The following is a 23,932-nucleotide window of genomic DNA, read 5'->3' as shown; positions in this document are numbered from 1 at the left end:
CGCCAGGAGATTGCGCGAAGTGACCAGCCCCACCGACGAGACCGACCAGCCGCCCACCGTCGATACGCCTGCCGACCAGCCCACCTCGGACGCGCCGAGGGTCGGACAGCCGGGTGAGACCGACGACGCGGCAGACCCGGTACCGCCGTCCGAATCCCCAGAGGACGAGGTAGACGTCAGCTTCAGCCTGACCCCCGAACCGCCAGTCCGGGACATCGCCGAGGAAACCCGAGACCTGCTGCACCGCGCCGCCCGCGCCCTGGCGAGCCAGGGACCCGCGGGCTGGCACAGACTGGACGCGGTCTTCACCATGACGGTCGCCGCCGAGATCGTCCTCGCGGTGTACTCCGACGAAGCGCAGCGGGTGACGCGACTGCGCCCGTCCGCCGAGGTACTCGAGTTGGTCCGCGCCCACCGGCTGCTCTCGGCTGAACTCGGCGACGGACCATGGTGGCGGCTGCTGCTCGGCCTGACACCGGAGGGCCGCATCCAGGTCGACTACGACTACGGCGACGAGCCCTTCCCCGCCGATCACCTGTTCCCGCCGATGGCCTACCAGGCTGACCTCGACGCGTTCCCCCGCGCCGACCTGCCCTTCTGGCTGGCGGCCTACCTCAACCACGCCGACCGTCAACTGCGCGATCCGGCGACGGCAGCCACCGCCGCCCGCGCCGATCGCGCGGCGGGCCCGCCCTCGATCCCGGTAACCGGACTCCCACCGTTGCCACTGCTCGTGGCGAGATGGGCCGTGCTTGCCGCCACCGCCGTAGCGGTCGAATCGGACTGGGGCCCACGATTTCTCCCCTCGATCGCCCGCTTCGACACCGGCGAGCGACACGGCAGCTCCCTCGCACTGCTCGCCGGCGATCGAGCGGTCCTGTCCGGCGGCGTCTGGAACGCGCTCCCGCTCACCGCGGCCTACCACGGAAAAGCCCCACTGCCAGGGCTGTACACGGGCGCCCCTGCCTGGGTGGCCACACCGACACTCGATCGTCGTGCGGCGGGTGGCCTGCTGTCCTTCTGCTACTGGTGGATCGACGGCACCTGGTACCAGGGTGAGTCGCCGACGCCGGACGCGATCACCCCCGCACTGCCGGAGATCTGGTCCGCGCAAGCCACCGCCGACGCGGTCGCCCAGCTCATCGATGACGAGCCGGACGAACTGCTGCGCACGACAGCCGCGACCCTCGTCGACTCGGCCGAAGCCGGTGTCGCCACCCGCGGCACGCTGGTCGAGCTCTTCGGCGACGAAGGCTTTTTCGACATCGATGGCGCCCTGTTCCAGCTCTTCGTCGCCGGTGTGGCGACATCCGAATCGTCGGCGCCGATCCCGCGCCGGGAAGCCATCGCCAGGGTCCGCAAGCACCTGACCGACGCGGCCGTCGACCCGGCCACCTACCCGGTCGCGCGGCTGCACGCCGACCGGTTGCCGGTGGGCTGGATGGTCTACGTTCCGGTCGAACCGGGGGAGATCGCGATCGGCAGGGCGATCTACTACGTTGCCGATGACGGTGTGCTGGAACGGTCCTCGTCAGCGGTGGCGCCATCGATATTCATCGACGACTTCGAGCGTCGGTTCCGGGAGAGGCATGGCTGAGAACACGGACGTCGATCCGGACGTCGGATTCGCACTCGATCCGGCCGAGGACGTGGCGGCGCGGATGTCGGCGCTGAGCTACCGGATCGGCCTGGAACTGGTCGAACTCGGCCCGCCCGGCTGGTGGCGGCTGACGGCGTCCTTCGCGATGACGGTCACCGCCGAGTCGGCGGTGGTGGTCTTCGCCGACGAGCAGGGCCGCACCCTGCGGGTCTTCCCGGCCGAGGCCGTACTCGCGCTGATCCGGGATCATCGCAGCCTGTCGGCGCGCCGCGACGGCGAGCCGTGGTGGCGATACCTGCTCGAGCTCACCGATGACGGCCAGATGGAGGTCGACTACGACTACGGCGCCGACCCGTTCCCCGAAGGCCAGCTCTTCGCGCCCGCGGCCTACCGCAGCGACCTGGAGATCTACCCGCGAGCGTCGCTGCCGGTCTGGCTGGCCGCCTACATCGGGCACGGCGACCGCCAGGTACGCACGCCCCGGCAGGCCGCCGAACAGGACCTGCGTGACCGCATTCTCGGCCGGGACCCGGTCCGCTCCGAGCCGGGTCAGGATTTTCCCGCCTTCCCGCTGATCGCCCGCCGCTGGGCGGTGCTCGCGGCGGCGTTCGTCGCGGTGGGCTCGCCGATGGGCCCGCGAATCGCGCCGGGGGTCTGCCTGTTCGAGGGCGCACAGCATAGCGGCGCGAGCTTGTTCCTGTTGCCAGGCGGGCGCGCGGTGCTCTCGGGCGGTGTCTGGAACGCGCAACGATTGCGCGAGTCCTACCAGGACGGCGCCCCGATGCCCGACCTCTACGCGGGCGCGCCCGTCTGGGTCGCCGACCCGGTGCTCAACGGTCGTGCGGCCGACGGGTTGCTGTCGTTCTGCTACTGGTGGGACGACGGCGCGTGGCATCGCGGCGACTCACCCGCCTCGGACGAGCTGGCCCCGGCCGTACCCGGCATCTGGACCACGGCGACGGTGACCGAGGTGGTCGCCGACGTGATCGGCGCGACCGATGACCGGCTCGCCGCCGTGACCGCGCTGGTGGCGGCGGCCGAGGCGGGCGAGGTCACCCGCGCCACGCTGACCGAAGTGTTCGGTGACGACGGGCGTTTCGACATCGACGGCGCCTTCTTCGAGCTCACCATGGCAGGCGCGACCGGAAAGGACACCGACGCATGACCGAGAACCCGGCGATCGACATCGACGATCCGGAGTTCGAACTGAGCGCCGGCGAAGGCCTCACCCGCTACCGCGGCGTCCCGTACACCGGCCGAGCGGTCGAGACCCATCCCAACGGCACGATCGTCGGCAGCTGGGCATTCGTCGACGGCTATGACGACGGCCCGAGCCAGGCCTGGTACGACAACGGAGCGCAGGCCTCGGACGGCATCATGCAGCGTGGGCTCGCCGTCGGCGAGTGGCGGGAGTGGCGCCGCGACGGCACCCTGGCCACCCTCGACGTGTATGCCCGCCCCGGTTATCTGCGCGTGCGCAAGCGCTGGGACGACAACGGCGTGCTGATCGAACATCGGCTGGTGGCAGGTGCTCCCGGCGACGTCTTCGACCTGAAACCACTCGGCATGTACCGCGAGATGTACGGCGGCGAACGCGAGGACCTACCGTCCATCCACGACGCGCTGCTGCCTGCACCGCCCGCCGATCACGAACGGGTGCTCGCCTACCTGCGTGCCGCGCCCGGCGTGTTCGATGTGATGTCGGCCGTACCCGACCTCTTCGCCGACGACGCCTGGATCCCCGGCGGCGCCTCCCTGCATTCGGACGGCGAGTGGCTCTGGCGCACCGACTTCATCGAGTACTACGCCGCGCAAGCGCTGGCCCTACCAGCGGATTTCCTCGACCATATACGCGAGAACGGTTACCGTTCACCGCGTTTCGACATGGGTGACCACAACTTCCAGACGGCGATCGATCGCCTCCGCTGACCGCGTGGCAACCGATTGTCGATGCGCGGCCACCAGCGAGATCCGCTCTGTACATGCGGGATTCATTACTGCGACATTAGAATCGTTGCTACGACGAAAGAATCGATCGCGCAGGCAGGGTCTCTCGTCGCAGGGGCGCCCGTGTGGTGATGAGGAGGACGGTCGCGTATGGGTGAGACACCCAATCCGTGGAGTGGGCTGCGAAGCGAGTCGCTCAGCGGTGCACTGGAACTGCAGCCAGGTGTCATCGAGGGCCTGGTCAACGCGGCGATCGACGTCCGGGTCAGGGTGAACGCGGTGCAGAAGGAGCTGGGCAAGGTCGACCAGCTCAAGCCGTTCGCCGCCGTGCTGCCCTCCGCCGAGGCGCTGGCGAACCGGTTCTCCGCGAAGGGCCAGGATCTCAAGAACATCCTCGGTGACCACCTGAAGATCCTCGACGACATGAACGACACGTTCCTCGCCTCCGGCAAGGCATACAAGGACACCGACACCGGTGGCAAGGCCGATTTCGCGAAGCTGCGGGAGAAGTACGACTTCCACAAGAAGCTGTTCGACGATCTCGGCAAGCGTCCCGATCCGGCCGGTCTCAGCGTCAACAACGACCGCTTCAATCCCCAGGACAAGCGACAGGCGTCGCCGGACTGGAAGGAAGTCGGCACGCTGAAGGAGTCGAACTGGGGTCTGCCCCAGAGCCTGGCCAGCCCGCAGGGTCTGAAGTTCGACCCGATGAAGGCGAAGCCCGAAAACCCGGACGCCTACAGCTACGAGGAATATCAGCAGATCATCGAGTCACTCAAGTCGGGTATGCCGATCACCGTGGCGCAGGCCGCCGCCGACTGGCATTGGCTGGCGGGCAGACTGAAAGAGCCGTTCGACGCCCTGTCGAACAAGATGATCGCGAGCGAGAACGGCTGGCGCAGCCCGGGCAAGGGTGGCGGCGCCGATCGGGCTCGGGCGGCGATCGCCGCCTACGGGTCCGGCAACGACAACCTCGTCGCCAGCATGAAGGCTGTGGGTGACGGCCTCGAATACGTCTCGGAATGGCTCTATACGACCTCGGTCGAGTTGCAGAACGACAGCCTGGTCGAAATCAAGCGGATGGAAAATGAACCCGACGCCGCCTACAAGGCGCGGGCGAAGGAGAGCTACCGCAAGGCCTATGTCGCCGACATGGAGCGGATCTATGTTCCCGGCATCGAACACACCGCGGGCGTGGTCGCCCTGCTGCCCGACCCGATCCCGCCGACCACGGGCACTCAGCCCACCGGGCCGGGGACAACCGGAACCGGCTCGGGCGCAGGCTCGGGCTCTGGTTCGGGTTCCGGCGCGCAGGGACTCTCCTCGGCGTTCCAGAGCGGAATGTCCGCGCTGACCTCCGCAGCCCAGACCGCATCCCAGCTCGCGGCGAGCGATGCGGCGAAGGCCGCGGCGAAGACCGCGGCGCAACAGGCCGCCGCGGCTGCCGAGCAGGCTAGTTCGGCGGCGTCGTCCGGCCTCGAGCAGGCGGCGTCGGCGCTGACTTCCGGTCTGGAGCAGGCGAGTTCGGCCGCGCAGTCGGCCTTGGATCAGGCGAGTTCGGCGGCCGAGCAGAGCGCGCTGTCGTCCGTCCCCGGTTTGGCCGGTCTCAGCTCCGCCCTGGAGGACCAGGCGAAGAAGATGACCTCGGCCGCCAAGAGCGGCGGCGGCTCCGGTGGTGGCGCTGGTGGTGGCGCGGGCGCGGGCCTGCCGGGTTCGAACCTGCAGAACGCGTCGAGCCTGTTCCCCCGTGCCGCCGTCACCGCGACCGGTATGGAAGCGATGGCGAGCCGAGCGGGCATCGCCGGCGCCGGTTCGCCGATGGGCGGCATGCCGATGGCACCGATGGGCGGCGCGGGCGCCGGCGCGGGCGGACAGCAGAAAGAGCACAAGCGCGCCGACTTCCTCGACTCGGTCGAGCACCTGGAAGAGGCGATCGGTGCCGCGCCGATCGTGGCGAGACCGGTCATCGAACAGTGACAGCCGTGCTGGAGTTCACGCCCGTCGAGTTCGCCGCGATGTGGAGCGAGCTGAAGGAGGCGGGCCTGCCCGACCCGCTCACCTATCGTGGCGTCGTGCAGGACTATGACGAGAGCCTGCGCATCAAACGTGAGGCGTGGCAGGAGCTGCGGCGCCGCAGCGGCACCGAACTCGACCTGCTCATCGAAGCCTTGACCAAGCCCGATATCCGCCTGATCGCGCGGGGGATCGATGGTCGCGACCCCGCGAATCCGAAGCGATCCCTGCGGGTGCTCGCCGTCCGCAAGGGTGAGGACGCCTTCGTCGTGGTGCAGCGGCCCGGCGAAACCATGAGCGACTCGGCGGGCTTCACCGTGACCCGGCACGAGGCGCTGTCGCTGGGCGATGCGGTGGCTACGGTGTTTCCCACCGCGGAAGCGGGCCGACGGCGTGACTTCGAGCTGATCGACGCGGCGGACGCCGACATCGACTTCTCCTACGGCCGCTCGCTCGTCCATGAGGACAGCGACGATTCGGCCACGCGGGGTGCGGATTTCCTGCGGGAACCCGATGATCTGGCCGGCACCATCGAGATCGAACAGGGATGGTCGAGATTCGGCCCCCGTGGCGTTCTGCGCCTGTATCTAGTGTGGCGTGATGTGGTCGACGACGGCCGGTACGTGATCGTTCCCGGTTCGCCCGCCCGGGCCGTTCCCGCCGATCGCAGGCGCCTGGTGTCGCTGATCAATTCCCAGATCGCCGAAGTTGTCAGAGCCATCAAGGATGATCGGGCGTAGGGAGGGCAGATGGACGAGTTTCCTACCGAGTTCACCGCCTCGTCGCTGACGGGCGGGATCGAGGTGCGCACCACCGAACAGGGGCTGCCGGTTGGCATCACCATCGATGCCGATCAGTTGCGTGGTGATCCGGGCGCGCTGGCGGCCGAGGTCCTGCGGCTGTGCCAGAAGTCGGCGAAGCGGGCGGGATTGGCGCGGCGAAACCAGTTGGCCGAGGCCGGGTTCGATTCGGGTCTGCTCGCGGCGACCGGCTTGCCGACCGAGGCCGAGGTCGCGGCGGCGGAGATCGTCGAGGAGCAGGAATACGACACCGAGCCGGAGAGCTGGCTGCGTTCGGTATGAATCGCAGCCGATCTCGTAGGTAACCCGCAAAGATTGTCGACCAGGAGGAGGTCAGCTGAGATGGTCGAGACGATGGACGAACTCATCGCGCGCGTGCAGGGGCAGCTGTACCGGCTGCAGGATCTGAGCGAGGCGACCAACGGCATCCGCGCGCAGGAGACCTCGCCCGACGGCGCGGTGACAGTGACGGTCGACGGCAACGGTGCGCTGGTCGGGCTGGAGTTCTCGGGGGCGATCAGCAAGCTGACCCCCGCGAGTTTCGAGCGGGTACTGGTCGATACCGCGCGCGCGGCCGTCTACCGAGCCTATGCCGACCGGGCGGGCCTGATCACGGCGTTCAACGAAGCGGGCACGTGAGATTCAGCTGAGCTTCACCGGCACGATGCGTAGCGCCGGCCTGGAACGGGTAGATAAAGTAACGAAACACCATGGGCTGTTTCGAGATTGGACGATGGTCATGAATCACGTTGCGGTAGTTCCCGATGCAGTTCGTGCCTACGCGGGTGCTTCGGCCACGATGGCCGCCGGTGTCGCGCAGGCCGGTGCCGTCGATCAGGCGGCGACCGTCGCCGCGGTCGTGCCGGTATTCGGCCTGATCGGCCAGGAATTCCTGCTGTCGTTCGCCTACGCGCAGGCCAACCACCTCACCTCGGTGGCGGAGCTGGCGGCCGTGCACGCGGGCACCGCGCTGACCGCGGCCCAGGCGGCGTCGACTTATGAGGGCGCCGACGCGGCGGGCAAGCTCGGCATCGCCGCGGTGAAAAGGTAGTCATGACGTTTCCCGGGGGAGTTCCATCGAACGGCGCATCGCTGGATCCGACGGTGCTGGAGCTGATGCGCGGTAGCTCGCTGGCTCCGCTGCTGGATCAGCCGGTCGGTCAGGCGCTGACGTCGATGGGCTTGCCGCAACTTCCGCAGCTACCGCAGGTCGTACAGCTGCCGGAGATGCCGCCGCTGCCGACGATCGATCTGACCGCGCTGATGCAGCCGCTCACCCAGCTCGCGTCCGCGTTCGGCACCGGTCAGCTCGGCAGCACCAGTTCCGGCACCGACACCTCGGTCGATCCGACCGAAGTGCTGTCGAACGTCAATTCGGTGCTGAGCACGGTGATGTCGCTCGGCTCGACGGCGCTGCAGACGGTGATGTCGCTGTGGCAGAGCGCCGCGGCGTCGGAGGCGACGACGAAAGCGACAGCAGCGCAGACCGACGGCGCGAAGCTGGCCACCCAGAGCACCCAGGAGAAGGCCGTGCTCACCGGCGCGGCGGGCAGTGTGGCGACCGGCGCGGCGAAGCTGGGTGTGGTGATCGCGCGCTATTCGGCCACGGTGGCGCTGGCACCCCTCTACGCGCTGACCCCGGTCGGGCAGGGCGTGCTGGTCGCGGCGACGGTCGAGGCGATGACCGAGGCGCTGGCGATCACCGCCCAGACCAAGGGCGAACTGATCGGGCACAGTGCGCAGATGACGCAGGCGGGCGAAAAGGTCGAGGTCACCAACGCCCCGACCGGTGTCGACTCCTCGGAGTCGCTGTCGCAGCTGATGAGCATGATCACGCCGCTGATCAGCACCGCGAGCACGGCTGTCTCCTCGTTCGGTTCGCTGGCCGAACAGGTCAGCTCGCTGTCGACGACAACCAACAGCGACTCCACCACCGACACCACCGCCACGGGCGACCCGATCTCCGCCGACGACGCCACGGCCGCCGAGGGCATGGTGGGCTCGGGCGGTGGCGGCGGCATGGGTGCCATCGGCGGTATCGGTGGCGCTGCCGCCGCCGCGGCGACACCGTTGAGCCCGTGGCAGGGCGGTCGCGGCAGCGGCATGTCCACCGTCGGACTCAGCGGCGCAGCGGCCACCGGATCCGCCGGGACCTCGGGCGGCGCGACGACCACGGCCACCTCGTCCGCTCCCGGCTATATGCCGATGGGCGCGGGCGCCGCGGGCGGGCCGATGGCACGAGCGGTCGACGGTGGCGGCAACGAGGCCGTGCACACGCAGATGGTCACCGGCCATCACGGCGACGAGGTCGTCGGCCAGATCGCCGGGGTGTCGATGCCGGTGGTCGGCGCCGCCGAGCCGGCAACCACCGAAGCACCGCCGGACAAAGAACTCACACTGTGACGCGGGTACGACCACGACAGGAGTGGCAATGAGCAACACCTTCGAATTCGATTCGGCCGCAGCGGCCAAGGCCGCCTCGGCACTGGACGCCATCGTCGATCGGCTCTCCACCGAGCTGACCGCCGTCGCGCCCGCACTGCACGTCGCGCCCGCCGGCGTCGACGAGGTCTCCGCGCGAGCGGCGACCACGTCCAACGGCGTCGCCGACGACTATCTGACCAACGCCGAATCGGGTGCGCGCGAGATGAGCAAGCTCGCCGCCACCCTGCGGGCGCAGGTCGCCGAGTTCGATCAGATGGAGACCGGCAACACGAGCGGCTTCACTGCCTGATGATCGAACCACCGCAGCCCGGTTTCACCGGTGTGGTGTGGGAGGCGCGCGAGCCGCAACGGCTGGCCACCGAGCTCACCACCGGTCCCGGACCGATGCCGATGGCCGACGCGGCCGCCGCCTGGACGCGCCTCGCCGCGGCGTTCGGCGCGGCCGTGCTCGACTACGAGCAGGTGCTGCACACGCTGCGCGGATCCTGGCAGTCCGGGCGCAGTGACGAAGTGTGGGAACGGGTTTCCACCTTGCGCGACTGGCTGCTGGAGACGGCGGCCGCCGCGACGGCCAACGCGGCAAGGATGCAGGCGCAAGTCCTCGCCTACGAGGTGGCCGCCCGCGCCATGCCCAACTCGGGCGATATCGCCGCGATCGCCGCCATGCAGAAGGCGGTGGAACAGATCGGCACCGCGCTCGGCGCCCCGATCAAGGCCATCGCGGCCCAGACCGACGCCGACGCCGATGTCGCCAAAGCTGTTGCCTCGCGGGTGATGCGCAGCTACGAGGCCGCCACCGAGCCGCTGGCGAGCCCGTGGTTGCACGTGCCGCCACCGCCGATCGTGCCCGAGGCGGCGCTGATCGCCGAGCAGGGCGGCGCACCGGGCACCACGGCCGCTATTCCGCCGGCGATGCCTGGCATCGGCATGATGGGTGGGCTCGGCGGAATCCCGGTCATGCCCGCACCCGTGCAGACCGCGTATCGCGCCCCGGTTTTCGTGCAGTCCGGTACGGCCGCCGTCGCTCCGGCCGCGCAGCCGACACCGGTCGCCGCCGCGACCGGGCACGCTGCGCCCGTCGTGCCCGGCGCGATGGCGCCTGTCTCGGCAGCCCAGGACGCGGCCCGTTTCCCGCGCGCCGGTCTGGCTTACGAGGAATCCGATCAGCTGGTGGCCGAAGGCGAAATCCAGGCCGCACCAGCGGTCCTCGGTGTCGTCGAGCGTGCCGCACCGCAGGCCGGGACCGCGCGATCGGGTGGTGCGGAATGACCACCTTGACCAACGACTCGCTGCTCGCGGTCGCCGAACGCCTCGGCGTGCAGACCTTGCCGCTCGTCCTGGCCGTCGGACCGCAGCAGGACACGTTCGAGGCGTGGCAGACCGCCCGCGACGGCGCGGTCGCCGAACTCACGGCCAGGGGCGTGTTCGACGGGTACGGCGACGTCGATCCCGGACTGGCCGACGCCTTGTTCACCCTCGCCCAACCCGAGGCCGAACTGGCCGCGCGCAGCTACCGCGACGACGGCAGGCACCGGATCTGCCTGGCGCGCCGCGGTTCCCGGCATGCCGTCGCGACCAGGACCGGATCCTTGTTCGAGATCTCCGCGCCGGGCATCGACGGGTCCGACCGCGAACTCACCCGGCTGCTGCTCACCGCGCTGACCGCCTGCCCGCAGGCCGAGATCAGCACGGTCAGCGTCGCGGCCGACGACCTCGCGCGGCGCCTAGACGCCGCCACCACGACTTCCGACTACGTGGACGCGATGTACGCGCTCGGTATCGACGCGCACGAAGCGACAGTGCTCGGTGCGGCCTTCGGCTCCTGCCACGGCTACACCGAGATCACTGCCTCCGTCCACCACGACGGGCTGACCACCCGAGCCCCCGGCGCGGTCGCGGTGTACGACACCGCGCGCGGCCGGATCGTCGTCGCGCCGATGACGGCGCCCGACGGGCAAGTGTGGTCGACCATCACGCCGGGCACCGACCACCGCCTCAGCCAGGCGGTCGGTGCGCTCCTCGAGGGGCTTCCCGGTGGGGGGTGGCAGCCCGTATAGCCATCTCCCGTGTCATCCATCAAGAAGGAAAGGTTCGACAATGCCCCCTCAGGGATCAGTTGGTGTAGAAGCCGGTGGCGTAAACAATGTCGTCACCGCGCTGGAAGAGACGATCAACAACCTTCGTCGCTCGGTGAACGAGATCGACGACGCCGCCCAGGCCGTCGTTCGCGGCTGGAAGGGTGACGCGCACGACAAGTTCGTCGAGGTCGCCAACCTGTGGCACGACGAGGCCAACGCGCTGAACCAGAAGTTCGACCGGTTCAACGAAGCCATCAATACGGGCAAGACCACCATCGTGAACATGGACCAGGCCGGTCTCGGCGGTGGCGGCGGCTCCACCGGTGCGGCCCCGACGACCAACCTCGGCGTCTGATCGTTCGCCTCGACCACAACCGGTTTCGATACGACAAGGAACTAGAGCATGACCATTCTTTACGACCCCAAGGCGATGAACGAGCTGTTCAGCGACCTGCAGACCTACGGAAGCAAGATGCAGGGCGAGATCTCCGAGCTGGAGACCGCGGCCACCAACTTCAAGGCCGCCCTGCAGGGTGACAACGCGCACACCAACTTCGATATCGCGCACACGGCCGTCACCGGCGAGCTCAAGGACACCCTCAAGCAGCTCGACGACCTGGCAGCCCAGGTCGAGCTGGCGCTCAATCGCGCCCTCGAGGCCGACGGCAAGGTCGGCGACGGTTTCGCGGATTTCTGAAATCCCGAATTCGACGAAGGCCGACCGGAATTCGCGTTCCGGCCGGCCTTCGCCGTCTCACTCAGCGTGCGGCGAGTGATTCACCGATGTAATGCATTTCGTCCGGCGTGGTCACCATTGTGACGGTCGCGCTGCCGGTGCTGGTGCGCACGGTGATCCGGTTGGGCGCGAAGGGATCCTGCACCAGGGTGACATCCGGTTCGACGGCATCGGGTTCGCGTTCGCTGGTGCGCACCTCGACGATCGTGGCGCCACCGAGATGCGCGGTCGGCGCGATGCCGTCGTAGACCAGCACGGTGGTGGTCGGATACGGCGCCGCGGGCACCGGCGGCGGGCCCGGCTGCGGCTGTGGCGTCGCACCCGCGGCCCGCGGAGCGATCGAGAGCAGCTGCGGTGTAGCCAGATTCGCCACCATCGACTGCCATGCCTGCGGGCGCGTGGTGTGCACGACCGCGTGCGCGCCGAGGGCGGTTGCCCGCAGCACCACCTGCTGGGCGAGGTCGAGATTGCCGATCACGTCGACGTGGCGGGTGCCCTCGCCGATCAGCGGGACCGCGATGCCCTGGCCCTGTTCGTCGGCGCCGATGAGCTGGCCGCAGCCGGTGGTCGGGACGGCGATGTCGGTGAGCGCGGCGAGGGTGCCGCGATAACCGTCGCGGCCGCCGAGGTCGTCGGCGGCGCCGATCGGCAAGGTGTCGAGCAGGATTCGGCGCTGGCTGCCAGGCAGTTCACGCAGGCCGGGCAGCGGCCGCTCGTCGAGCGGCACCGGGGTGTCGAAGCGGACAACGGCGTTGAGCACGACGGTGCCCGCCTTGTCGTCGCGGCGGCCGGTGCGCCGTGAGCCGGGGTGCAGGCGCAGCGTCACCGTCGTCGACAGGCTCGGTGTCGCCCAGATCTCGGCCAGGCCGTTGGTGCCGATCATCGGCGCCGTCAGCTGATAGTGCGTGAGATGCCGGTGCTCGCCTGCCAGTCCGTAGGCGGACTCGGTGAGCTGCGCCGGGTCGAAACCGTGGGTGAGCTGGCGCACCGCGCTGTTCATCTCGGTGGCGGTGAGCACGGCGGCGTCGATGCCGTGGGTGGCGAGCCGATTGGCGACCCGGCGGGTGGCGATGATCATGGTGCGCAGCGCGCCCTCGGCGCCGCCGCCGCGCTTGTCGACCGCGGAGGCGTTGGCGACCGGGTCGAGGCGCAGCACCAGCCAGCAGGTGCGATGCGCGATGGCGGGCAGCGGCCCGAGGATGCGGTCGTAGAGGTGCGCCGCCGCGCCGGTGCCCGCGGTGCGCGCGCCGGTGGCGATCACGTCGATGCCGACGAGCTGTACGTCGAATTGATCGAGGCAGCGGGCGATCTCGGTGAGCGGAAGCAGCTGATCCGCGCTGAGCGTCCCGCGGCGCAGCAGGGTCAGGGTGTCCGGCGGCGGGTCGATGCGCAACATGGTCAGCAGCAGATCGCCGTCCCAGCGCACGCCACAGCCACCGCCCTCGGCCAGCGGCACGTCGAAGGCGGGCGCACGGTCGAGGGTGTCGGTGTGGCCGCGCAGCCTGCGGCCGAGCCAGCCGCCGAGCCGGACAGCGGCCGTACGGCGCCGGATCGGGACCAGCCCGATCAGCAGCACCGCCACCGCGGCGCCGATGGCGCCCGGAATCGACTGCGTGGTGGCGAGCACCACCCAGGCCACGACGGCCGCGAGTACCGCGACGGGCACGCAGGCCCACAGCGGAAAGAGGCGAAACAGCCAGAATTCCGGATCACGCAAGGTGTCGTAAACGTTGTCGCTACCGGTTTCCCGGCTGTTCATCCCATTGTTCAAAATCGTTGTCCCTGGCTGGCATACGTCGAATCATGGTCAAGGGCAATTCCGGAATTACGGTACCGTGTCGAGCGAGAACGTGATCATCGCAGCAATGGAGAGCGTGTGCCGGCACAGCTGACAACCAAGGCCCAGGTCAACGGTTATCGGTTTCTTCTGCGCAGGCTCGACCATGCGCTGATCCGACGTGATGTGCGGATGCTGCACGATCCGATGCGTTCACAGAGCCGGTCGCTGATGGTGGGCGCGGTGCTGGGCCTGATCGTCGTCGCCGGTGCCGCCATCCTGGGATTCCTGAAGCCGCAGGGCTCGATCGGCGACTCGCTGATCGTCACCGGCAAGCAGAGCGGCGCCATGTATGTCGTCGTGGAGACCAAGGACGGCGCGAAAACGCTGCACCCGGTGCTGAATCTGGCCTCGGCCCGGTTGATCGCGGGTGCGGCGGAGACCCCGAACGCCGTCAAGGACGACAAGCTTGGCGCACTGCCGCGCGGTCCGCTGCTCGGCATCCCGGGAGCGCCCGCCGCCCTGCCCGGCTCCAAACAGGGCGACAGCTCGGACTGGACCCTGTGCGAGACCACCCAGCTCTCGGCGACCGGCAGCGCCGCGGGCGCGACGGGCGGCCTCACCACCGCCATCGTCGGCAAGCCCGCGCTGGGCGACCGGATCGGGGCCGCGGGCCCCGACGACGCGCTGCTGGTGCGCCGCGGCGACAAGACCTACCTGGTGCACCAGGGCACCCGCGCCGAGATCAACCCCGCCGATTCGGTGATCGCCCGCACGCTCGGGCTGGCCGGGCAGAAGCCGCGCCCGATCGGCACCGGCTTCCTCGGCGCCACCACCGAGGGCCCGCCGCTCGCGGTGCCGACCATCCCGCAGGCGGGGCAGCCGGGACCGGGCAAACTGGCGAATGTGCCGGTGGGCGGCATCATCTCGGTGCCAGGTCTCGACCGCGACGGCCGCGAGACGCTGTATGTGGTGCTGGCCGACGGTGTCCAGCCGGTCTCGGAGTTCACCGCGCAGCTGCTGCGCAATGCCGACTCGCACGGCATGCGCGAGATCGCCGTCGTCGCACCGGACGCGCTCGACCGCACGCCCATCGTGCACACGCTGCCGACCGACGACTTCCCGGAGCGCGCACCGCGGGTCCTGGCCGCGGAGGACGCGCCGGTGACCTGCATCAGCTGGTCGAAGAACCCGGGAGCCGCTGCCGCACCGGGCAAGTCGGTGGACGGACCGGGGGAGCGGGCCGTCGTCACCCTGCTGACGGGCACCAAGCTGCCACTGGCCGACGCGGCGAAGCCGGTCGCGCTGTCGAGCGCCGACAGCACCGGCGACCGCATGGACGCGGTATACCTGACGCCGAGTTCCGGGGAGTACGTGCAGGTCACCGGCACCGAGCCGGGCAGCCCGCGCCGCGAATCGCTGTTCTATGTCGCCGACAACGGGGTGCGCTACGGCATCCCGGACGCCGCGACCGGTGTCATCCTCGGCCTCGGCGACAAGCCGCGGCTGGCGCCGTGGTCGATCATCGGCCAGCTCGTGCCGGGCCCGACGCTGTCCGCGAAGGACGCGCTCACCAGCTTCGACTCGCTGCCCCCCACGAAATAGCCGCTGCGCGGGTCAGTTCGACCGGCCCACGTTCAGCGTGGCGATGATGCTGTCCAGCGCGGTGCGCATATCGGATTCCTCGATGCGCATCAGCACGTCGTCGTCGACCTCCGACAGGTCGACGTCGACATCGTTGGCCAGCCGGAACTCACGTTCCTCCTCGGCCGCCTCGATGACATTGCGGATGAACCGGCCGTTGCCCGCCAGGTCGACGCCGCGACGTGGCTGCCCGCTCTGGTCGGTGCTCTCCAATTCGTAGAGGAACGTGCAGGATTCGACCAGGGCCGCCAGCGCGGCCTCCGAGAGCTGCGAATCCCGGCTGCCCGCGATGATCTCGCCGATCCGGCCGAGCTCCTCGGGCGTGTAGGACGGGAACTGCAGGCGCTTGGAGAAGCGGGACGCCAGACCGTCGTTGGCGGTCAGCAGCCGATCGATCTCGCCGTCGTAACCGGCGATGATGACGACGAGACGGTCGCGGTCGTTCTCCATCCTGGCCAGCAGGGTGTCGACCGCTTCGCGACCGAACGCGTCACCACCGGACAGGCCGGTCTGGATCAGCGTGTAGGCCTCGTCGATGAACAGCACACCGTCCATGGCGCTGTCGATCAGCTTCTCGGTCTTGATCGCGGTGCCACCGAGGTTCTGGCTGACGAAGTCGACACGCTTGGCCTCGACCACCTTGTCGGTCTTCAACAGGCCGACACCGCAATAGATCTTGGCGACCACCCGCGCGATGGTGGTCTTGCCGGTTCCGGGCGGACCGGTGAAAGCCAGGTGCTGGCCACGGGATTGGCTCGACAGGCCCTTCTCCGCGCGGATCTTGGCCAGCTGCGCCGAGGACTGCAACTTGGCCACCTGGGTCTTCACCGAGGCAAGGCCGACCTGCTTGTCGAGTTCGGCGCGAGCCGCGGCGAGCACGGTCTTGGCGCGGTCCTCGGCGTCGGCCTGGTCCATCTGCGCCAGCGTCGGCGCCGATGCCGGATCCCACTTGTTCGTTCTGGCGTCGATGGATTCGCGGCTGGTGACCACGATCCGGAAGGTGCGGTCGCGCATGGCGGTCGTATTGGCGGCGAAGTCGGGCAGCTGCGAATAGACCTGCTCGAACAGCGCCTGGGCCTCGGACTCGTTGCCAGCCTCGCGCAGGCACAGCCCGCGGTTGTACATGGCGGTGAACCGCGCGGACGGGATCGGGCCCGCCTCGGCGGCTTCCATCCGGCGGATCGCCTCGCCGAACAGGCCGAGCTGGGCGCAGGCGGTGCCGACCATCACGTGCGCGCCGGTCGCCAGATAGGGGTCTTTCCAGTCCGCGGATCCGGCGAGCACGGTCATCACGTCCGACCAGCGTTGCGTGTTGTAGTGCAGGACACCGCGAATGTAGGTGGAGATCCGGTCGTCGATCTGCTTGTCCGGGTCGTCGGCGCGGCCGCGGCGCAGTGCGGCCAGCTCGTCGAGGACCTTCTCGGCCTGGTCGTAGTCCTGATCGGTGATCAGCTGGGCGGCCCAGGCCAGCCAGATCTCGGTGAGCCCGGCCAGCGGGTAGTCGATGTAGAGGCCGGGCAGGAACCGGCCTGCCATCGCGCGCGGGGCGAGCCCGAGCCTGCGCTGTTCGCGGCCGAGCGAGTCGAGGCTGGTGCGGTGCAGGTTGAACAGCACCTCCTTGGTTACCTCGCCGGCGGCGGCCAGGCCGAGCCACGCGTCGCACATCGACGGATCCCACTCGGTGGCACGCTGGAAGGCCAGTTTGGCGTATTCGTTGTCGCGCGCGGACTCCTGACCATCGATGGACAGGCCGAGCGACAGAACGCCTGCGTCGAAGGCACGCTGGGCTTGGCGAATGTCTGGCATGTGGTGTCGGACCCCGAAATCTTCGTCTGGTGTATGCATTACGTTCAACCCGGCCACCGAAGCTGCGATCGCGCCGGCTTGCCCTGTCCGTTAGATTAGGTAACGCTGCCGGGTGGTCGCAACGGAAGTAGTCAGCTACGACTGAGAGTTCATCACTGGTGTCGACGTTGTTAGGCAATGAGCCCGAACTATGCCGGGTTTCGGTGATCGGGGGTGACACGCAGCTCGACATCGGACTGCCGGCCACGGTGCCGATCGCGGGATTCATCGGCGATCTGGTGGCGTTGATCCGTTCGCGTGATCCCCGCCTGCCGGAGGGCGACGAGGACACGGCGCCGGTCCGCGCCCAGCACTGGACCCTCGCCCGGCTCGGGCAGGACCCGCTGGCGCCCAGCCGCACCCTCACCGAGGCCGAGGTCTACGACGGTGAGCTGCTGGTCCTGAGCCCCGTGACGCGCAAGGAATCGCCCGCGCTGTTCGACGATGTGATCGATGCCGTATCCCGGCTCACCGCAGGCGAATTCCGCAGCTGGTCGGGGTCCGCGGCGCGCTGGACGGGCTTGGTGCTCGCCACCGTCGCGATCCTCGCCGCACTCGCCCTGCTCGTCGACTCGCGCGCCGACGGCGATCCGCTCGCGCCCGCGTTCGCGTTGCTCGGTACCGGGATCGTGGCTTCGGCGGCGGCCGGTATCGCGGCACGTAAATACCGCGATCCGGTGACCGGGAACTGGTTGTCGCTCGACGCACTGCTGTTGCTGCTCGGCGGCGGTGCGCTGCTGGTGCCCGGCCAGCTCGGCGCCGCACATGTGCTGCTCGGCAGTGTCGTGGTGCTGGTCGCCGCGGTCGCCGGATACCGGGTGACCGGCACCGGGGCAGGCCTGTTCGCGGCGGCGGTCACGATGAGCGTGTTCGGAGCTGTCTCGGCGACGGTGTCGCTGATCTGGGAACCAGGACAGCCGAAGCTGTTCGCCGGCGTGCTGATCGGCGCGATCGTGCTGCTGTCCTCGGTGCCGCGGCTGGCCGCGGTGACCGCCCGGCTGCCCATACCGCCGGTGCCGACCGCGGGTGGCGCGATCGACCCCGCCGATCATGAGCAGCGCCCGACCATCGAGGGGATCGGCGCGATCGGCGCGATCGCGCTGCCCTCGGCCGCCGGCCTCGGCGAGCGGGCGCGGGTGGCCAATCAGATCCAGACCGGTTTGGTCGCCGCCTGCGCTGCCGCCGCCGGTCTCGGTGCCTTCGGTGCGGCCGATCCGTTCGGGCCGTTCCATTCGGGGGGCGTCGCGCTGGCCGTGATCACCGGGATCATCCTGTGCCTGCGCGGCCGCTCCTACGCCGATCTCGCGCAGGCTGCGACGCTGATCGCCGCCGGCGCGCTGATCATGCTGGCCGTGGTGACCGGTCTCGGCCTCGGGCACGATTCGCTCGAATTCGTCGCGGTGGCACTGCTTTTGGTCACGGCGCTCGGTGTGGTCGGCTTCGGCGTGATCGGGCCGCACATCGAGGTGACGCCGGTGACGAGGCGGATGATCGAGATCTTCGAATACCTGCTCATCATCGCGCTGATCCCGCTGGCGCTGTGGGTCATGGACGTGTACTCGACCGCTCGCAACATATGACCCGCTTCCGTGTCCTGGTCCGGCTGAGCTGTGCCGCGGCGATCCTGTCGGCCGCGGCGGGCGTGCCCGCACCCGCGGTCGCGATCGCCCCGCCAACGGTCGATCCCGGCGCGCTCGAGGCCGCGGTGATCCTCAGCGGCAGGCCGGCCCCGCTGGAACCGACCGAACAGCGCGAACTGTGCGCCGAGCCGGTGCTGCGCGGGAACGCGCCGACCGAGCCGCCGATCGCGCAGCAGGTCCTCGATCTGCCCGCCGCCTGGCAGTTCAGCCGGGGCGCCGGACAGAAAGTCGCCGTCATCGACACCGGGGTCAACCGGCATCCGCGATTGGCCGCGCTGCAGGCCGGGGGCGACTACGTCAGCGATACCGACGGCACGGTCGACTGCGACGGCCACGGCACCCTGGTCGCCGGCATCATCGCCGCGCAGCCATCGCCCGACGACGCCTTCACCGGTGTCGCGCCGGACGCCGAGATCCTCTCGATCCGCCAGCTCAGCCTCGCCTACGAACCGAAGGACCGGAAAGGCGCGGCCAAGCCGCCCGGTGAGCTGCGCAGCGACGGGTACGGCAGCGTGCTCACCCTCGCCGCGGCGGTGGTCCGCGCGGTCGACATGGGCGCCACTGTCATCAACATCTCCGAAGTCGCTTGCACCTCAGCCGGTTCCGACACCGCCGACAGCTCGCTCGGCGCCGCGGTGAAATACGCCTACGACCGCAATGTCGTCGTGGTCGCCGCGGCGGGCAATGTGGAAACCGGCGGCGCGTGCCAGACCCAGAACGAGGGTTCCGGCTGGAGCTCGGTCTCGACCATCCCGACCCCAGCGTGGTTCACGCCGTACGTGCTGTCGGTGGCCTCGGTGGACGCCAACGGCGCGCCCTCGGCGCTGTCGCTGCGCGGGCCGTGGGTCGGGGCCGCCGCGATCGGGCGCAATATCGTCTCCCTCGACAGCAAGCCGGGTGGCACCGGCCTGGTCGACGGTGTGCAGACCGCCCAGGGCGTGCAACCGGTCGACGGAACCAGTTTCGCCGCACCGTATGTCGCCGGCCTGGCCGCGCTCGTGCGGGCCAAGTTTCCCGAACTCGGCGCCCAGCAGGTGATCGACCGGATCACTCGCACCGCGCACGCACCGGGACGCGGCCGCGACGACTCGATCGGGGCCGGACTGATCGATCCGCTGGCCGCGCTCACCGCGCCGCTGCCCGCCGAGCCGGTGAGCGCGGGCGCCGACCGCGGCCACGCGATCGCGGCGCCCGTGCCGCCCGCCGAGCCGGACCCGCGTCCGCGCCAGGTGGCGATCATCGGCTCCCTGACCCTGCTCACGGTTCTCGGAGTCGGTGCCGCACTCGGCTTTCCGTTCCGCAAGCGGCGGGCCGATCTGAATTCGGAATTCGAGTAGAGGCAACGATGGCTACCGAAGGTTTTGTCCGACGCCCCCGGATCGCGCCACCGCGCGCCCCCGGTGGTGAAGTCGCGCTCACCCCGCCGCCGGAGATTCAGCGCGCGATCCCGTCGCCGCTGATGATGAAGCTGATGCCCGTCATCATGGTCGTCGCCGTCATCGGCATGATCGCCATGATGGCGACGATGGGCCGCAGCCTGCTGTCGAACCCCATGTCGATGATGTTCCCGATGATGATGCTGATGTCGATGGTCGGCATGATGGCCGGCATGCGCGGCGGCGGCCCCAAACGTGCCGTCGAGCTCAACGAGGAACGCAAGGACTACTTCCGCTACCTGGACCAGGTACGAAAAGATGTGCGCAACACCGGAACCAAGCAGCTCGAGACCCTCGGCTGGAGCCATCCGGAACCGGCCGACCTCGCCTCGCTGATCGGCAGCAGGCGGATGTGGGAGCGCCGTCCCAACGATCCCGACTTCGGGCACGTGCGCGTCGGCGTCGGCAGTCACCGGCTCGCCACCAAGCTGGCCAGGCCGGAAACCGGTCCGCTCGAAGACCTCGAGCCGGTGTCGACCGTCGCGCTGCGCCGCTTCGTGCGCACCCACTCCGTCGTGCACGACCTGCCGACCGCGGTGTCGTTGCGTGCGTTCCCGGCGATCAACATCGGCGGAGACGACGACGAGGCCCGCGAACTCGTCCGTGCCATGCTGATGGAACTGACCACCTTCCACGGCCCCGATCACCTCGCGATCGCGATCGTCTGCGCCGACCCCGACACCAACTGGGCGTGGGCGAAATGGCTGCCGCACGTGCAGCATCCGAGCCAGCGCGACGGACTCGGCTCGTCGCGGATGATGTACACCTCGCTCGGCGAGCTCGAATCGGCATTGCAGTCCGAACTGCTCGAACGCGGCCGTTTCATGCGCAACCCGCAGCCGACCCAGGGCCGCCTGCACCTGGTCGTCGTGATCGACGACGGCTACATCAGCGGCAACGAACGCATCATCAGCGAATCGGGCCTCGACTCGGTGACCGTGCTCGACCTCACCGCACCGGAGAACGGCCTTGCCGCCCGGCGCGGCCTGCAGCTGGTCGTCGGCGACGGCGCGGTGTCGGCGCGCAGCGCGGCAGGGGTGGAGAAGTTCGCCACCGCGGACGAGGTCAGCGTGGCCGAAGCCGAATCCTTCGCCCGCAACCTGGCCCGGTACCGGCTCGCCACGGCCGCGCAGATCGTCAGCCTGGGGGAGGGTACGACCAGTGACCCCGGCCTGATGGCACTGCTGCGCATTCCCGATGCGGCCCAGATCGATCCGGCGCGCGTATGGCGGCCGCGGACCGCGCGCGAACGGTTGCGGGTGCCGATCGGCATCACCCCCGACGGCACGCCCGTCGAGATCGACATCAAGGAGTCCGCCGAGAACGGCATGGGCCCGCACGGCCTGTGCATCGGCGCCACCGGTTCCGGCAAGTCGGAATTCCTGCGCACACTGGTGCTGTCGATGGTCACCACGCATTCACCCGACGCGCTGAACCTGGTGCTCGTCGACTTCAAGGGTGGCGCGACCTTCCTCGGCCTCGACTCGCTGCCGCACGTCGCGGCCGTGATCACCAACCTGGAGGAGGAGCTCTCCCTCGTCGACCGCATGAAGGACGCGCTCGCCGGTGAGATGAACCGCCGCCAGGAACTGCTGCGCTCGGCGGGCAACTACGCCAACGTCACCGACTACGAGAAGGCAAGGGCCGCGGGCGTTCCGCTGGACCCGCTGCCCGCGCTGTTCGTCGTCGTCGACGAGTTCTCCGAACTGCTCTCGCAGAAGCCGGACTTCGCCGAACTGTTCGTGATGATCGGCCGCCTCGGCCGCTCGCTACACGTGCACCTGCTGCTCGCCTCGCAGCGCCTCGAAGAGAACAAGCTGCGCGGACTCGAGTCGCACCTGTCCTACCGGATCGGTCTGCGTACCTTCTCCGCCAACGAGTCACGGGCGGTGCTCGGCATCACCGACGCCTATCACCTGCCCAGCGTTCCCGGTGCCGGCTACCTGAAAAGCGATGCGTCCGAACCGCTCCGGTTCAACGCCAGCTACGTGTCCGGGCCGTACGTGGCGCCGGCGGGCACCGTCACCGGTGACGACGGCGCACCCGTCGCTGGACAGCGGCCCGTCGTGTTCACCGCCGCCCCGGTCGAGATCACCGAACCCGAGACCGTCGAGGCCGAGGACAGCCCGCTGCGCGGCAGGCCCGAACTGCCACCGCCGCCGCCCACCGGACCCGTTGCCGAGGAAGGCATTCCGGACTCGCTGCTGGATGTCGTTGTCAAACGGCTCAACGGCCACGGCAGGCCGGCGCACGAAGTGTGGCTGCCGCCGCTGGAGGAATCGCCGACCGCCGACATGCTGCTGCCCGACCCGGACTGGCGTTCGCCGGTCAACCGGCACGGCCAGCTGTGGATGCCGATCGGTGTCATCGACAAGCCCTACGAGCAGCGTCGCGACGTGCTCACCATCAATCTCGCCGGCGCCCAGGGCAATGTCGCGGTCGTCGGTGGCCCGCAGTCGGGCAAGTCGACGACGCTGCGCACCATCATCATGGCCGCCGCGGCCACCCACACCCCGGAGCAGGTGCAGTTCTACTGCCTGGACTTCGGTGGCGGCAGCATGGCCGGCCTGGTCGGCATCCCGCACGTCGGTTCGGTCGCCGGCAGGCTCGACGGTGACCGGGTGCGGCGCACCATCGCCGAGCTGACCACCCTGATGCGCCAGCGCGAGGAACGCTTCGCCGAACTCGGCATCGAATCGATGACCGAGTTCCGTCGGCGCAAGTTCTCCGCGCTGGAGGCGCGCCAGATCAACGGCACCACCGCCGCGCCCGGCGATCCGCTGGCCGCCGACCTGTTCGGTGACGTCTTCCTGGTCATCGACGGCTGGGCCGCCATCCGCGAGGAATTCGACCTGCTCGGCGACCAGATCAACGCTATTGCCGCGCAGGGTCTTTCCTTCGGCATCCACCTGATGATCGGCGCGGCACGCTGGGCCGAGATCAGGCCGGTGGTCAAGGACCAGATCGGGACCAGGATCGAACTGCGGCTCGGTGATCCCAGCGACTCCGAGATGGGCCGCCGGGTCGCGCACCAGGTTCCGGTCGGCAGGCCAGGTCGCGGTCTGACCGCCGAGCATCTGCACATGCTGATCGCCCTGCCGCGCCTGGATTCCGACTCCAACCCCACCACCGTCGCCGACGGAGTCTCGATGGCCCGCGAGGAGCTCACCGCGCTCTACCCCGGCCGCCGCGCGCCGGAAGTGCGCATGCTGCCGCTGAGCTTCCCGCGCGAGCAGGTGATGGCCACCGCGCGCGAACAGGGCATCGAGCTCAACCGCACCCGCGTCGTCGTCGGGCTCGGCGAGTCCGAATTGCAGCCGCTGGTGCTGGATTTCGGGGTCGAGCCGCACTTCATGGCCTTCGCCGATGTGGAATGCGGCAAGACGACCCTGCTGCGCAATATCGTGATGGGCATCGCCGAGCAGTCCAACGCCGACGAAGCGCGGGTGATCCTCATCGACTACCGGCGCACCATGCTCGGCGTCCTCGAGGGTGACCAGCTGGCAGGCTACTCCACGTCGTCGCAGACCTGCGGGACGATGATCGGGGAGGTCGCCACCTACCTGTCCAAGCGGATCCCCGGCGCCGACATCACCCAGCAGCAGCTGCGCGAACGCAGCTGGTGGTCGGGGCCCGAGATCTACGTCGTCGTCGACGATTACGACATGGTCGTCACCGGTGCCATCAACCCGTTCGCGCCGCTGCTGGAATACCTGCCCCAGGCCCGCGACATCGGCCTGCACCTGATCTGCGTCCGCCGCATCGGTGGCGCCTCGCGCGCCCTCTACGACCCGATCCTCGGCGCGATGAAGAACCTCTCGGTGCAGACGCTGATCATGAGCGGCTCGCGCGATGAGGGCAAGCTCATCGGCGAGGTCCGCCCGAGCAAGATGCCACCCGGCCGCGGCACCCTGGTGTCCCGTAGCCAGGGCATCGAGATGGTCCACATCGCCGATCTGCCGCAGTTGTGA

The 23,932-nt window shown here is 69.3% G+C and carries 20 protein-coding genes; 18 read left to right on the top strand and 2 right to left on the bottom strand.

The genetic code is table 11. From position 1 onward, the window contains the following. Window positions 1-19 precede the first annotated feature (19 nt). From ACWF82_RS14485 to ACWF82_RS14420, 14 genes are all read left to right on the top strand, one after another. Window positions 20-1,597: a hypothetical protein gene (locus tag ACWF82_RS14485; protein ID WP_452501323.1), complete on the top strand. Its 1,578-nt coding sequence runs from the start codon at window positions 20-22 to the stop codon at window positions 1,595-1,597. Continuing rightward, on the top strand, window positions 1,590-2,765 hold the full coding sequence (locus tag ACWF82_RS14480; RefSeq protein WP_452501322.1) for a hypothetical protein: 1,176 nt from the start codon (window positions 1,590-1,592) through the stop codon (window positions 2,763-2,765). Before ACWF82_RS14485 ends, ACWF82_RS14480 begins: the two co-directional genes overlap by 8 nt. Further along, the gene (locus tag ACWF82_RS14475; protein ID WP_452501319.1) at window positions 2,762-3,529 is read left to right on the top strand and encodes a toxin-antitoxin system YwqK family antitoxin; all 768 of its coding nucleotides are present in this window, start codon (window positions 2,762-2,764) and stop codon (window positions 3,527-3,529) included. The genes ACWF82_RS14480 and ACWF82_RS14475 overlap by 4 nt, the downstream gene beginning before the upstream one ends. A 168-nt stretch (window positions 3,530-3,697) precedes the next feature. Beyond that, window positions 3,698-5,524, top strand: a complete 1,827-nt coding sequence (locus ACWF82_RS14470; protein ID WP_452501318.1) for a hypothetical protein — start codon at window positions 3,698-3,700, stop codon at window positions 5,522-5,524. A gap of 5 nt (window positions 5,525-5,529) precedes the next feature. Beyond that, entirely contained in the window at window positions 5,530-6,300 is a 771-nt protein-coding gene (locus ACWF82_RS14465) for an ESX secretion-associated protein EspG (RefSeq protein ID WP_452501316.1), read from the top strand. Between the two features lie 9 nt (window positions 6,301-6,309). After that, the gene (locus ACWF82_RS14460; protein ID WP_452501313.1) at window positions 6,310-6,642 is read left to right on the top strand and encodes a hypothetical protein; all 333 of its coding nucleotides are present in this window, start codon (window positions 6,310-6,312) and stop codon (window positions 6,640-6,642) included. 60 nt (window positions 6,643-6,702) lie between these two features. Then, window positions 6,703-6,999 carry a YbaB/EbfC family nucleoid-associated protein gene (locus ACWF82_RS14455; RefSeq protein WP_452501311.1) on the top strand — a complete coding sequence of 99 codons (297 nt, stop codon included), beginning with the start codon at window positions 6,703-6,705 and terminating at the stop codon, window positions 6,997-6,999. Between the two features lie 100 nt (window positions 7,000-7,099). Beyond that, window positions 7,100-7,411: a type VII secretion target gene (locus ACWF82_RS14450; RefSeq protein WP_452501310.1), complete on the top strand. Its 312-nt coding sequence runs from the start codon at window positions 7,100-7,102 to the stop codon at window positions 7,409-7,411. 2 nt (window positions 7,412-7,413) lie between these two features. Then, window positions 7,414-8,763 carry a hypothetical protein gene (locus tag ACWF82_RS14445; RefSeq protein ID WP_452501308.1) on the top strand — a complete coding sequence of 450 codons (1,350 nt, stop codon included), beginning with the start codon at window positions 7,414-7,416 and terminating at the stop codon, window positions 8,761-8,763. 28 nt (window positions 8,764-8,791) lie between these two features. Beyond that, complete coding sequence (locus ACWF82_RS14440; protein WP_379075599.1) at window positions 8,792-9,094, top strand: PE family protein; 303 nt, start codon at window positions 8,792-8,794, stop codon at window positions 9,092-9,094. Continuing rightward, window positions 9,094-10,074, top strand: a complete 981-nt coding sequence (locus tag ACWF82_RS14435) for a PPE domain-containing protein (protein ID WP_452501307.1) — start codon at window positions 9,094-9,096, stop codon at window positions 10,072-10,074. The genes ACWF82_RS14440 and ACWF82_RS14435 overlap by 1 nt, the downstream gene beginning before the upstream one ends. After that, window positions 10,071-10,862 carry an ESX secretion-associated protein EspG gene (locus tag ACWF82_RS14430; RefSeq protein ID WP_452501305.1) on the top strand — a complete coding sequence of 264 codons (792 nt, stop codon included), beginning with the start codon at window positions 10,071-10,073 and terminating at the stop codon, window positions 10,860-10,862. The genes ACWF82_RS14435 and ACWF82_RS14430 overlap by 4 nt, the downstream gene beginning before the upstream one ends. A 40-nt stretch (window positions 10,863-10,902) precedes the next feature. Then, entirely contained in the window at window positions 10,903-11,238 is a 336-nt protein-coding gene (locus tag ACWF82_RS14425) for a WXG100 family type VII secretion target (RefSeq protein ID WP_452501303.1), read from the top strand. Window positions 11,239-11,286: 48 nt separating this feature from the next. Continuing rightward, window positions 11,287-11,580, top strand: coding sequence for a type VII secretion protein EsxR (locus ACWF82_RS14420; RefSeq protein WP_452501302.1), 294 nt, complete (start codon window positions 11,287-11,289; stop codon window positions 11,578-11,580). A gap of 61 nt (window positions 11,581-11,641) precedes the next feature. Here ACWF82_RS14420 and eccE read toward each other — a convergent pair whose 3' ends face one another. Then, window positions 11,642-13,378: a type VII secretion protein EccE gene (gene eccE / locus ACWF82_RS14415; protein ID WP_452501300.1), complete on the bottom strand. Its 1,737-nt coding sequence runs from the start codon at window positions 13,376-13,378 to the stop codon at window positions 11,642-11,644. Window positions 13,379-13,495: 117 nt separating this feature from the next. Here eccE and eccB point away from each other — a divergent pair, with 117 nt between their 5' ends. Next, entirely contained in the window at window positions 13,496-15,001 is a 1,506-nt protein-coding gene (gene eccB / locus ACWF82_RS14410) for a type VII secretion protein EccB (RefSeq protein ID WP_452501299.1), read from the top strand. Between the two features lie 12 nt (window positions 15,002-15,013). Here eccB and eccA read toward each other — a convergent pair whose 3' ends face one another. Next, a complete protein-coding gene (gene eccA / locus ACWF82_RS14405; RefSeq protein WP_452501297.1) occupies window positions 15,014-16,846 on the bottom strand; it encodes a type VII secretion AAA-ATPase EccA in 1,833 nt (610 codons plus the stop codon). A gap of 158 nt (window positions 16,847-17,004) precedes the next feature. On the opposite strand from eccA, the gene eccD reads away from it, so the two are divergent. Genes eccD through eccCa form a run of 3 tightly spaced genes read left to right on the top strand, consistent with a single transcriptional unit; the run spans window position 17,005 to window position 23,932 of the window. Further along, window positions 17,005-18,465: a type VII secretion integral membrane protein EccD gene (eccD, locus tag ACWF82_RS14400; protein ID WP_452501295.1), complete on the top strand. Its 1,461-nt coding sequence runs from the start codon at window positions 17,005-17,007 to the stop codon at window positions 18,463-18,465. Then, window positions 18,462-19,862, top strand: a complete 1,401-nt coding sequence (gene mycP, locus ACWF82_RS14395) for a type VII secretion-associated serine protease mycosin (RefSeq protein ID WP_452501294.1) — start codon at window positions 18,462-18,464, stop codon at window positions 19,860-19,862. Before eccD ends, mycP begins: the two co-directional genes overlap by 4 nt. 8 nt (window positions 19,863-19,870) lie before the next feature. Then, on the top strand, window positions 19,871-23,932 hold the full coding sequence (gene eccCa / locus ACWF82_RS14390) for a type VII secretion protein EccCa (RefSeq protein WP_452501292.1): 4,062 nt from the start codon (window positions 19,871-19,873) through the stop codon (window positions 23,930-23,932).

Source organism: Nocardia sp. NPDC055053, from assembly GCF_053608285.1.
The sequence above is the reverse complement of the archived record's forward strand: the minus strand, read 5'-3'. Positions and strand labels throughout refer to the sequence as shown.